This window comes from Saccharobesus litoralis (genome assembly GCF_003063625.1).
In the GTDB taxonomy this organism is placed as follows: domain Bacteria; phylum Pseudomonadota; class Gammaproteobacteria; order Enterobacterales; family Alteromonadaceae; genus Saccharobesus; species Saccharobesus litoralis.
The window spans coordinates 5,271,488-5,283,751 of the sequence record NZ_CP026604.1; the positions used below are offsets into that span (position 1 = coordinate 5,271,488).

Below are 12,264 nucleotides of genomic sequence, written 5' to 3' on the forward strand. Positions count from 1 at the left end.
ATTGCCTCATTTATCCATCACTATTGTTGGCTTTGTAGCTGATCCCGGCTTCGACCGTTGTAGTAGCAGAGTTATTTTTTCCATAACTATTGGTCACAGTTACCGTAAAGTTTTTACAACTGATAGTACTAGCATCATCTCCGTATTTTTCCCGAGCACAACCACCTGTCGCTGACGTCTCTGCTGATAAGTCATCTGTTACATTAATGTCTGATGTAAAGTACAGACCATCTTCCAGTTTAGTGCTCGACATTGCTTTGTTATGGGCAAAAAAATCAGTACCATTAATCTGTTTGTACAAGGCTTTATATATGGTTTGTGCTACGCCGCCCATTGCCTTATCGACCGAGCTCATTTGCTCAGCATTTGCCGCTGCAATCTTTTGGTCCATTACACTATTACTCAGTACAGAAACAGCTAACGCGGTTATTAACGCAGTAAAAACTAGGCCCGCGAATAAAGCAGCGCCGGTTTGAAGCTTAAGACGATGACAAGTCATTATTCAATCTCCCAACCTAAACCTTTATTAGCGATATACACTGTATTGGTAAACAACATTCTGCGGTATTTATCACCATTAGGCGTATAAATACGATCACCGAGATCGTAACTCAGGTTATTTTCTACACGATGGTCTGGCTCAATCGAGCGCGCGAGTACAAATAATTTGGCTGATACAATCGTCATTTGCTCTGATTCATCCCAATACTCGCGTGAATCATTCATATTAGAAACAGGTAAATAAAAGTTGGCTACACCATCATTATCACTATCAACCCCCATTAACGCATTAATATACTCAATGCCTTCAACCAAGTCATAACTCACTAATTGTCCCCCACTTGCTGCAGCCGTCGCATCTTTTTCGAGCTGATAACGCGCTAAAATTGGAACCGTAATATCACCTTGGCTTTCTTCCCGCACATAGTAAATATAATTTTGATACTCCATCACACTGACCCTTTCGGCGTCTGGCATTAACGAAGCTTGATCATTACCAGCATAAAAATACACATCACCAGCAGGCGTTGATTTAATATAATAGCGCGTATTTTCTTCCTCACCTTCAGCCACTGACTCCCCTAAACCACGCTTTATTTGTAAAATAGTACTGTACGCCTTGGCATCAGGAATACAGCCATAATCGTCAACACCCGTTGCCGTTATCATGAAAATGGTACGAAAATTAAATTCTGATGCATTAGGAAAAGTACCGTTATTTCCAGGCTCGCCTGTGCAATCTTGGCTAACGGCAGCATTATTGTGAATTTGCATAGTGGATGCTTCACCGGTCGCCAACCCCAAATAACCATGCATCATGATATCTTTGGTTAATAAATTGAGCGCATAAGTTCCGGTTTCTTGCAGTTCACCATTTTGAATAGTTGAATCAGTGACTTCATCTGAGGCAATAAATAAGCTAATTGCACCACCAAAAACAATTAAGCTAAGTACTGCGCCGATCAGCAATTCAACTAATGTAAAGCCCTGATTTTTTTTCATCTGCTCGTCACCTTAAAATATGTAGGCTGTCACCGAAACTTGGCGGCGCTGTTTATTTGTTGACGAACCACCGCAATCATAACCATCAGAATCGTTAGCATCCTTGGTAGTAAAACGCCCTGTCCAACTGACAACGACTGTCACTGAGCCTGCTTGCTGTAAATCAGCGGTATTATCTTCATTGCGAGCTTTGGTAACAATGATACATCCTGTTGGATTAATCAGTCCGCCGACATTACTGCTGGTCGTGGTGCCGTCTGATGTAGTTGATTTGGTGACATGCGTACCTTTTAATAGCGCATCCCATTGATAAGTATCATAGGTAGCCAATTCAGCTGGAGTGCAACTGACAGTACTTGAACTGGTTTCTTCAGTTTTATGGCACTCTTTAACATCATTAAAGGTTTTAGCACCATAGTCGGTTCCGGCATAACTCGACAACTGACTTTTATTACCACGGATGCGTTCGATAATATCGTGTACTAAAGCAGACGCTTGTGCGCGTTGGGTTGCATCAAAGGTATTCTTTTTAGCGGTACTTTGGATAGCAATAGAGCCTACTACACCAGTCGTTAACACTAGCATAGCTATCATTAGCTCTATCAAAGAAAAACCTGAGTGACGCAATCGCCGCATTTACCTAACACCTCAAAAAATAAGTCTTATTCTACAAATACTTAAACTATAAAACTATCACAAGCGATACTGGCATGTATACGGAATACCTATACTCCGAAGTGTTTTATTAGCGCAGTTAGAGATAAAACCCATGTGAAGGTTGCTACCTTATTGCAAACTGGTATCAGCGTTCAAACAAAGGCAAGAAACCCACTACTAATCTCAACAGTTTAGCAGCAGGCCAATTGAAAGGTTATATTTTATACTAGGATCTGAGAACAAGTTAACGTTATAAAACCAAGGATTATCTTAGCTCTAAAGGTAAAGCGAATACGACATTTTCTTCAATGCCTTGGCTCTCATTAACATCAACGCCCCCCAATGATTTTAATCGCTCAATCACTTGTTGTACTAATACTTCTGGTGCAGACGCTCCGGCCGTTACACCGACTCCTTTGGCATTTGCCAGCCAACCAGCTTGAATGTCGTCTGCGGTATCAATTAAATGCGCTTGGGCTCCCAACTTATCGGCTAATTCCCGTAAGCGATTAGAGTTTGAGCTATTTTTAGCACCAACCACTAAAACAACATCATTACTTGCCGCGAGTTGGCGCACCGCATCTTGACGATTTTGCGTGGCGTAACAAATATCGTCTTTGCGCGGCCCTTGAATATTCGGAAATTTCTCGCGCAAGGCATCGATCACTTCTGATGTATCGTCTACAGACAAGGTCGTTTGCGAGCAATAGTATAAATTGTCTGCGTCTTTCACACTAAGGGCTAGCACATCATCCGTTGATTCAACTAAGTAAATCCCCCCTTCAGGGTTTGAGTATTGCCCCATGGTACCTTCTACTTCTGGGTGACCATGATGACCAATTAAAATACACTCAGTGCCTTTGCGGCTAGCACGGTTAACTTCCATATGCACCTTAGTCACAAGAGGACAGGTTGCATCAAATATTTTTAAATCTCGGCTTTTGGCTTCATTACGCACTGCTTGCGACACACCATGCGCACTGAAAATAACAATACTATCGTCTGGCACTTCATGCAGCTCATCAACAAAAATAGCTCCGCGCTCACGTAACCCATCAACTACATACTTGTTGTGTACTACTTCATGACGCACATAAATCGGCGGCTCAAATAATTCAATGGCACGTTCGACAATACTAATGGCTCGATCTACGCCCGCACAAAAACCTCTAGGATTAGCTAATTCAACTTTCATCATGTCACTCCTATACGTTAAGACGCCGCGCTGACTTCTAAAATTTCAACGTCAAATGTCACGACTTGACCAGCCAATGGATGATTAAAATCAACCGTCACTGAGTCACCAGCCACTTCACGCACAATACCTGGGATCTCGCTACCATCAGGATTAGTAAAAGCCAGAATAGCCCCTACTTCAGCCGGAGCATCCGCCGAGAATTTAGTTCTGTCCATATGATAAATATTATCTGGATTCGGTTGACCAAATGCGTCTTCTGGTTGCAATGTAAATTTTTGCTTATCTCCAGCACTTAAGCCTAATAAGCACTTTTCAAAACTTGGAGTTAATGAACCGTCGCCCATGACAAACTTAGCCGGTTTATTATGTACTTTGGTACTTTCAGCAGCGGAACCATCTTCTAGTAAAATAGAGAAGTGCAGTAATACTTGGCTGTTTGCTTGTATAGTTTCATTCATGATAAAAATCTGTCTCAATTCGTGGTTTTATGTCGACGGGTTGCTTTTTTGCTCATCTTCTTGATTGATAAATGAGTCCAATAAAACCAGTCCGGCGCCAACAACAATGCCCATATCCGCAACATTAAATGCTGGCCAATGCCAATTTTGATAATAAAAATCTAAAAAATCGACGACATAGCCATACGAAATACGGTCGTACAAGTTACCCAGCGCGCCGCCTAAAATAAGACTAAAGCCGATAGGCATTAAACGTTTATCCGCTGGTGTTTTGTACATCCATACACTTAACAACACAACCGCAGCAATTGCGATCCCTGTAAAGAAATACCGCTGCCAGCCTCCCGCATCAGATAAAAAGCTAAATGCAGCACCAAAGTTTTGTACGTAAACCAAATTAAAAAACGAAGTGTAGTTAACACGTTCGTATAGCTGGAAGCTGTCTAGTATTGCTAGTTTAGTCACTTGGTCTAAAACTAACACCACAATGGCAATCCAGATCCAGCGTAAGCCTGTTTGGGTAAAAATATGCATTGATTAACTCAACTATCAATATAAATAAACTATCAATATAAATAAACAAGGCCGACATAGGTCGACCTTCGTTATTTCACTGTGTGTTTCACTCAGTAAAGCGCAATAATTTAGGCGAAAGACCTAACCTCTCCCTCACCTTCGATATTGGTAACACAACGGCCACAAATAGCTTCATGCCCAGCATGCGTGCCAACATCGGTAGTATAATGCCAACAGCGGTCACATTTTTGACCATCAGCCTTAGTTATCACAACTTTAATCGCATCATTGTCGGTTTGAATCGCATCACTTGGCGCATCAGCTAAAGGTGCCACTTTAGCAGCTGAGGTAATTAAGACAAAACGCAACTCATCTGCTAATTTTTGTAATGGTGCTAGTAAGTCATCAGCTAAATAAACCGTGACATCCGCCTCTAAAGCACCGCCAAGTAATTTATCTTTACGTGCTTGCTCTATCACTCGGTTCACTTCAGGCTTAACCGCCATCACGTTTGACCAAAACGCATCGTCAAACTCACTGCCCTCTGCCAAACCAAATAAACCGTCATACCAAAGTTGAGTGAAGATATATTCGTCTTTTTCACCCGGCAACTCTTGCCAGATCTCTTGCGCGGTAAAGCTAGTTATTGGCGCCATCCAGCGAACTAAGGCTTGCGCAATATGATACATAGCGGTTTGACACGAGCGACGCGCTAAACCATCCGCTTTAGCTGTGTATTGTCTGTCTTTGATAACATCTAAGTAGAAGCTACCCATATCGATAGAACAGAACTGCATAAGCTTTTGCGCAACAACATGGAATTGATATTCGTCATAAGCCGCTAAAATATCTTTTTGCGTTTGCTGGGCTTTAGCCACCGCCCAACGATCCAATGCGATCAACTCGTCTGCCGCAACCATATCAGTTGCAGGGTTAAAGCCATTAAGATTCGCCAGTAAGAAACGCGCAGTATTACGAATACGACGATAAGCATCGGCTGAGCGTTTTAATATCTCATCAGACACTGTCATTTCAGCTGTATAGTTAGCTGATGCAACCCAAAGACGTAAAATGTCCGCGCCTAGTTTGTTTACAACGTTTTGCGGCGCAACCGTATTACCCAAAGACTTGGACATTTTTTTACCGTGAGCATCCACAGTAAAACCATGCGTTAACACTTGCTGGTATGGTGGCTCATCATTGATGGCGATGCCTGTCATTAATGACGACATAAACCAACCACGGTGCTGATCCGAACCTTCTAAGTATAAATCTGCCGCCTTGTTAAAGTCATCGCGAGCATCAACAACACAAGCATGAGTCACGCCTGAATCAAACCATACGTCTAATGTATCAGATACTTTTACGTAGTTTTTAGCATCATCGCCAATCAACTCTTCAGCCGATAAATCGAACCAAGCTTGAATACCTTTTTGTTCAACTTTATCAGCGACTTGCGCAATTAAATCTTTGCTATTTGGGTGTAAATCGCCAGTATCTTTGTGCACGAATAACGCAATCGGTACACCCCATGTGCGTTGACGAGAAATACACCAATCAGGGCGGCCTTCAACCATATTTTCGATACGTTGCTCACCCCAAGCTGGGATCCACTGCGTATCTTTGATCGCCTTTAACGACTTTTCACGTAAGCCAGCTTTATCCATCGCCACAAACCATTGTGGTGTTGCACGGAAGATAATAGGCGTTTTATGACGCCAGCAATGTGGATAGCTATGCTCGTAAGCATGATGATGTACCAAAGCCCCTTTTTCGTTTAATACTTCAATGACATCGTTATTAGCTTTAAGAACATGCTTACCTTCAAACAATGGTGTACCTTCTAAATACACACCATTCGCACCAACAGGATTAGCAACTTCTAGGTTATATTTTTGTCCTACAACAAAGTCGTCTTGACCATGGCCAGGGGCTGTATGAACACAACCAGTACCCGAATCCGTAGTAACATGCTCACCTAAAATCACAGGTACGGTAAAATCATAGAAAGGATGTTGCGCTTGCGCATTTTCTAATGCAGCGCCTTTGGCATAACCCAAAGCGTGATAGTGCTCATAACCAAAACGGTCCATGGCGCTATCAACTAAATCACTAGCTAAGATCAAGCGCTCACTTTGCTCGCCATTTTCCACTTGCACTAAGGTGTATTCAACATCTGGGTGAATACAAACAGCACGGTTAGCAGGCAATGTCCAAGGCGTGGTTGTCCAGATCACAGTCGAAATTTTACCGCTACCCGCTTTTGATTCATCCGCTAAGCTGAATTTAGCAGCGATAGATTCGTCTACTAAAGTGAAGCGCACATCTATGGCAGGCGAGGTTTTATCTTGATATTCCACTTCTGCTTCAGCGAGGGCTGAACCACAGTCTGTACACCAATGAACAGGCTTAAAGCCTTTTTCTAAATGACCATTGTCAATGATTTTGCCAAGCGAGCGGATAATGTTAGCTTCAAATGTAAAGTCCATGGTTAGGTATGGGTTATCCCAGTCACCTAAAACGCCAAGGCGTTTAAAGTCTTCACGCTGACCGTTCACTTGAGTTTGCGCGTAAGCTCGGCATTTCTCTCTAAACTCAGCAGCCGTCACTTTGTGACCTGGCTTACCTACTTTTTTCTCAACTTTGAGTTCAATCGGTAAGCCATGACAATCCCAACCTGGGACATAAGGCGCATCAAAACCAGAGATTGTTTTTGATTTAATAATAATGTCTTTTAATACTTTGTTGACGGCATGGCCAATATGAATATCACCATTGGCATAAGGAGGGCCATCATGTAGCACAAACTGCTCAGCGCCGGCACGCGCCGTTCTAATTGCTTGATAAAGTTTCTTTTCATTCCACTCTTGAAGCATTTTAGGTTCACGCTGTGCCAAATTACCGCGCATTGGAAAGTCGGTTTCAGGCAAGTTTAAAGTCTGTTTGTAATCACTCATTAAATCAGTCGATCCAGATTTATCACTCCAGCTATTGCTGGCGATTCATTAAATATTTAAGCCAACAACAAGCTTTTCGCTTGTTGCGCATCCAATTCAATTTGTTGCTTTAACGCTTGAAACGAAGCAAAAGTTTGCTCGTCTCGGATTTTTTGTTTAAAGGCGACATGTAACTCTTTACCGTACAAATCACCATTAAAATTAAATAAGTGCACTTCTAATTGCTGACGCGTGCCATTTACTGTAGGGCGAGTTCCCGCATTGGCCACGCCTGCATAGGTTTTACCGTCAAACATGACTTGCACCGCATATACTCCTGATACTGGCGATACACAGCGACGCAATAATATATTGACCGTTGGAAAACCGATAGTACGACCTTTTTTGTCGCCATGTACGACCTTGCCACTTATTGTATATTGCCGACCGAGTAGCGTATTTGCGCGTTCAAAATCACTTTGCTCTATTGCCTGACGGATTAAGGTACTGCTAATCCGTTGGGTACCTAAGCGTAGCGAGGCGGTATCAACAACAGTAAAACCAAAACGTTCGCCCGCTTGTTTTAAAGTAGAAAACGATCCTTGCCGCCCTTTACCAAAGCGAAAGTCATCACCAACGACTAAGTATTTAACGCCAAGCTTTTGCACCAGCCAATCTTCAATAAATGCTTGCGCAGTCAAACTGGCAAATTCATTTGAAAACCGTAAACACAATAAGCGATCAATACCAGCCGCTTGCAACAAACGGTATTTGTCTCGCCAACGGGTCAGTCTTGCAGGGGCTGTTTTGGGCCTAAAGACCTCTGCCGGTTGTGGTTCAAAAACCATAACAGCCGATGGTAAGCCTAAAATCTGCGCTTGCTTAATAACTTGTGCTAAAACAGCATTATGGCCTTTATGAACACCATCAAAGTTGCCTATCGTTAATACACAACCGTGGTGAGCCGCTGTCACACTTTTTATATTCCGAAGTAGCTCCATGACCCTACGAGTAAATTTTTCGGGCTCGGATTATAGCTTGTGAAGGCCAAGAGATCTATTGTGGTTTCAAGTGTCTTGGCCGGAATCCCAACACAAACAAGCTAACAAAATAAATACCGGCGCCCATAACAATCAATAACATCAGTTGCCAAACGCGTTGTCCTGTGTCCCAACCTAACCAAATTTGTTGATTTGGCAATAGGTAAACAATGACAGCAGCCATAACTATTACGGCGATCACGACGCGTAATATATGTAACTTCACCATACGGCTAAATTGATAAACACCTTGCTGGCGTAGCGTAATATACAAATAGACAGCGTTAAACACAGCCGATAAAGTGGTCGCCAAGGCTAACCCTACGTGGGCCAATGGAAAGATCAGAATAAGGTTAAATACCATATTGGCGATCATGGCACGAATACCTATTTTTACCGGTGTTTTGGTATCTTGTCTTGAGAAAAACCCCGTCGCGAGCACTTTAATCATCATAAAAAACAACAAGCCAAAAGCATAGGCGACTAAACTTTTGCCTGATTGCGATACCGCAAGTGCATCAAACTCACCACGCATAAATAGCACCATTAGCATAGGCTCTGCTAACAACGCCAAACCAACAGCTGAGGGTAATCCTAATACGCAAACCATAGCAATCCCCCAATCCATTGTATGCTGAAAGCTATTGGTTTGAGCGTTAACATGATCTTTAGATAACTGCGGTAAAATGACAGTTGAAATAGCGATACCAAATAACCCCAGAGGAAACTCCAACAGTCGATCTGAATAATATAACCAACTAATCGATCCTGTTTGTAGAAAGCTGGCTAAAAACGTATCAAACAACAGGTTAATTTGACTAACAGACACACCAAACAAAGCAGGGATCATCAAGGTACGAATTTTTGTTACCCCCGGATCTCGCCAGCCCCATCGCGGTTTAAATAATGATTGCTTATCAACCACTTTCAACAAAAATGGTAATTGAAATAACAGTTGCACTAACCCACCAAAAAACACCCCCCAAGCTAGGGCAAAAGCAGGCTGGGAAAAATCAGCATATAAAGCAAATAAAATAATCGTGATATTTAATAAAACTGGGGTAAAAGCCGCTGCACCAAATTTTCCGTAGGTATTCAGTATGGCACCTGATAGCGCCACCAAAGACACGAAAAACAGATAAGGAAACGTAATTTTCAGCATGACAGAGGCTAACTCAAATTTAGCACCATCAGGTTCATTATTAAGCCAATCAATAAACCAACCTGAACCAAACAAGGCTACTAATACTGGAGTGGCGATAACAGCTAAAATGGTAATTAATAATAAAATAGTGCCAAGCGTGCCCGCAGCACGAGCAATTAACAACTGAACATCGTCATGAGGTTTAGTCTCTTTATACTCGGTAAGCACAGGAACAAAAGCTTGGGCAAATGCGCCTTCAGCAAATAAGCGCCGCAAGAAATTAGGAATTTTATTGGCAAAGAAGAATACATCAGCCGCAGCTCCTGCCCCCATCAAGTGAGCAACAACCATATCACGCACCAAACCCAACACGCGGGAGATAAGAGTCATACAGCTAAATATCAGCCCTGAACGCAGTAATTTCTTAGCCAAACTAAACCTATATAAATAAATAGAATTGAACGCGCGCTATTCTAGCGTTTCAGGTAATATGCGCCTAGACGTAAATAAACTTTTCTCTTATTAAACCCATTTTAAAATACGCTTTTCAGGCGTTTTTTAGACAAGGTGAAAAATTAATCGATAGCATCTTGAGTTTTTCATTGACTTTGCTAGCTAAAACAGGCATATTCCCCGCCCTCAAAAAGGGTAACCTGATTTTTCGTTTAGGAGTTTCGTTTTGGCTAACATTAAGTCTGCTAAAAAACGCGCTATTCAGTCTGAAAAACGTCGTCAACACAACGCTAGCCGTCGTTCAATGATGCGTACTTACTTGAAAAAAGTAATCGCAGCTATCGACGCGGGTGAAAAAGAGAATGCACAAAAAGCATTATCAGACGTTCAGCCTATCTTAGACCGCTTTGCAACTCGTGGATTAATCCACAAAAACAAAGCTGCTCGTCATATGAGCCGTCTAAGCGCGAAAATTAAAGCTTTATAATTTTTATTTAGCCTTGATTTGGAAAAGCCGCTTTTATAGCGGCTTTTTTGTATCTGAAAAACAAAGAAAAACTATTCGCAATATAAGGAATGCAGCGTACCAATAATGGCTTTAGCCTCTTTACTGTCCAATGTATAGTAAACCGTTTGCGACTCTTTACGCGTTTTAACTAACCCTTCATTTCTTAACCAAGCAAGGTGTTGGCTTAACGCTGATTGACTCAGTTCAATGTGTTCATTAATTTGTCCCACGCTCATTTCTTGGGTCAGCAACAAACATAAAACCATTAATCTATGCTCATTAGACAAAGCTTTTAATAGAGCCGCGGCCTGAGATGCTTTTTCTGTAAAGTCTACCGGCGGAAACGTCGTTGTCATAATGCCTCGAGAGTATTTTTCATTCTACCTATACCTGAGTGTAACCAAAAAAGGTAAACTTAGGCAAAACCAAATATAACAATTAAAGCCCAAATTCAATGATCGCCCTTGTTCGTAACATCACTTTTGTCTTGTTTATTATTACCCTTAGCTTATTTTCCAGCTTGTCGAAAGCTAATGAGATCACCAGTCAAACATTATCAACTCTTCAAGAAAAAGCACTCACAAGTACGTTAGCGTATGACTTAGCAGATTCGTTAACAACCGAAGTCGGAGCACGATTAGCAGGCAGTGAAGGTGATAAAAAAGCCGTCGTTTGGGCCGAGCAAAAAATGCAAAGTTTGGGTTTCGATAAAATAGCCAAGCAAGCCGTTCCGGTAAGAGCTTGGCAACGCGGTACGATTAGAGCCCATGTTACCAGCCCTTTTTCTCACCAGCTTGCAGCAGTTGCTTTAGGTGGCTCTGTGCCCACACCAATTAACGGCTTATCGGCCGAATTAATCACCTTCAAAGGTATCGAGCAGTTACAAGCCGCACCTAAAGAAAACATTGTGGGAAAAATAGTCTATTTATCGCAAGCCATTACCAAAAATAAAGATGCAGCCTCTTACGGCAAAGCCATTCGTAATCGCAGCTATGGGGCGATAGAAGCTGCGAAAAAAGGCGCTAAAGCACTTTTAATCCGTTCGATGGGGACAGCTAAATCTAGGTATGCCCACACAGGCGCGGTGTACTATCAAAAGAACTTACAAAAAATTCCTGCTGCCGCAATTTCAACTGTCGATGCTGAGCTACTTCGCAAACTGGAAAAATACGAAAAACCTATCACAATATCACTGAATATACAGACCAATGAGAAAACTTGGCAGACCTCTTACAATGTTATTGGCGACATTATTGGCAGTGAAAAACCGAATGAAATCGTATTATTGGCCGCTCACTTAGATTCATGGGATTTAGGAACGGGGGCAATTGACAATGCTTCTGGTGTCGGTGCCGTGCTAAGTGCCGCCAACTTAGTTAAACAGCTAGGTCAGCCTAAGCGCACCTTAAGAGTCGTATTATTTGCTAGTGAAGAAATGGGTTTACGCGGCGCCAAAACTTACCTTAAAGAGTATGAAAATCAATTAAGCCAAATTGTTGTGGCGGCTGAGTCTGATTTAGGTGCGGGTAAAATTTGGCGCTTAGATACTCGCTTTGTCGACGAATACATTACTCATGCTGATGATGTGTACAAACATTTAATGCCATTAGGCTTACAACGAGGCCACAATCAAGCATTTGGAGGCCCCAATATCGCCTTGCTTGCGCAAAGCAATGTACCGGTTGTTAGCCTAGTGCAAGACGGAACAAACTACTTCGATTACCATCACACAGCCAACGATACTTTTGATAAACTAAGTTTAAAAGACATGCAACAAAATCAAGCGGTTTATGCTAGCTTTGCCTTTGTTGTCGCAAACAGTGATATGGTATTTAAATAACAAGGAGCTCA

General features: G+C 42.1%; 12 protein-coding genes. 2 read left to right on the plus strand and 10 right to left on the minus strand.

Annotated elements, in window-relative coordinates:
• Positions 1–10: 10 nt before the first annotated feature.
• The 9 genes from C2869_RS19970 to murJ all read right to left on the minus strand — a co-directional run bounded on the left by C2869_RS19970 (position 11) and on the right by murJ (position 9,884).
• A complete protein-coding gene (locus C2869_RS19970; RefSeq protein ID WP_108604591.1) occupies positions 11–499 on the minus strand; it encodes a hypothetical protein in 489 nt (162 codons plus the stop codon).
• Positions 499–1,503: a PilW family protein gene (locus C2869_RS19975; RefSeq protein ID WP_108604592.1), complete on the minus strand. Its 1,005-nt coding sequence runs from the start codon at positions 1,501–1,503 to the stop codon at positions 499–501. Before C2869_RS19975 ends, C2869_RS19970 begins: the two co-directional genes overlap by 1 nt.
• A 12-nt stretch (positions 1,504–1,515) precedes the next feature.
• Positions 1,516–2,139: a type IV pilus modification protein PilV gene (gene pilV / locus C2869_RS19980; RefSeq protein ID WP_108604593.1), complete on the minus strand. Its 624-nt coding sequence runs from the start codon at positions 2,137–2,139 to the stop codon at positions 1,516–1,518.
• Between the two features lie 286 nt (positions 2,140–2,425).
• On the minus strand, positions 2,426–3,355 hold the full coding sequence (gene ispH, locus C2869_RS19985; protein WP_108604594.1) for a 4-hydroxy-3-methylbut-2-enyl diphosphate reductase: 930 nt from the start codon (positions 3,353–3,355) through the stop codon (positions 2,426–2,428).
• A 17-nt stretch (positions 3,356–3,372) separates the two neighbouring features.
• Complete coding sequence (gene fkpB, locus C2869_RS19990) at positions 3,373–3,816, minus strand: FKBP-type peptidyl-prolyl cis-trans isomerase (protein WP_199915601.1); 444 nt, start codon at positions 3,814–3,816, stop codon at positions 3,373–3,375.
• A gap of 27 nt (positions 3,817–3,843) precedes the next feature.
• On the minus strand, positions 3,844–4,350 hold the full coding sequence (gene lspA, locus C2869_RS19995; RefSeq protein WP_108604595.1) for a signal peptidase II: 507 nt from the start codon (positions 4,348–4,350) through the stop codon (positions 3,844–3,846).
• 110 nt (positions 4,351–4,460) lie between these two features.
• Positions 4,461–7,289, minus strand: a complete 2,829-nt coding sequence (gene ileS, locus C2869_RS20000; protein WP_108604596.1) for an isoleucine--tRNA ligase — start codon at positions 7,287–7,289, stop codon at positions 4,461–4,463.
• Positions 7,290–7,345: 56 nt separating this feature from the next.
• The gene (gene ribF, locus C2869_RS20005) at positions 7,346–8,269 is read right to left on the minus strand and encodes a bifunctional riboflavin kinase/FAD synthetase (RefSeq protein ID WP_108604597.1); all 924 of its coding nucleotides are present in this window, start codon (positions 8,267–8,269) and stop codon (positions 7,346–7,348) included.
• A 55-nt stretch (positions 8,270–8,324) separates the two neighbouring features.
• On the minus strand, positions 8,325–9,884 hold the full coding sequence (gene murJ, locus C2869_RS20010) for a murein biosynthesis integral membrane protein MurJ (RefSeq protein WP_108604598.1): 1,560 nt from the start codon (positions 9,882–9,884) through the stop codon (positions 8,325–8,327).
• A gap of 247 nt (positions 9,885–10,131) precedes the next feature.
• On the opposite strand from murJ, the gene rpsT reads away from it, so the two are divergent.
• Positions 10,132–10,392: a 30S ribosomal protein S20 gene (rpsT, locus tag C2869_RS20015; RefSeq protein WP_108604599.1), complete on the plus strand. Its 261-nt coding sequence runs from the start codon at positions 10,132–10,134 to the stop codon at positions 10,390–10,392.
• Between the two features lie 71 nt (positions 10,393–10,463).
• On the opposite strand, the gene C2869_RS20020 is transcribed toward rpsT, so the two are convergent.
• Entirely contained in the window at positions 10,464–10,769 is a 306-nt protein-coding gene (locus C2869_RS20020; RefSeq protein WP_108604600.1) for an ArsR/SmtB family transcription factor, read from the minus strand.
• A 98-nt stretch (positions 10,770–10,867) separates the two neighbouring features.
• On the opposite strand from C2869_RS20020, the gene C2869_RS20025 reads away from it, so the two are divergent.
• A complete protein-coding gene (locus tag C2869_RS20025; protein ID WP_108604601.1) occupies positions 10,868–12,253 on the plus strand; it encodes a M28 family peptidase in 1,386 nt (461 codons plus the stop codon).
• Positions 12,254–12,264: the final 11 nt, after the last annotated feature.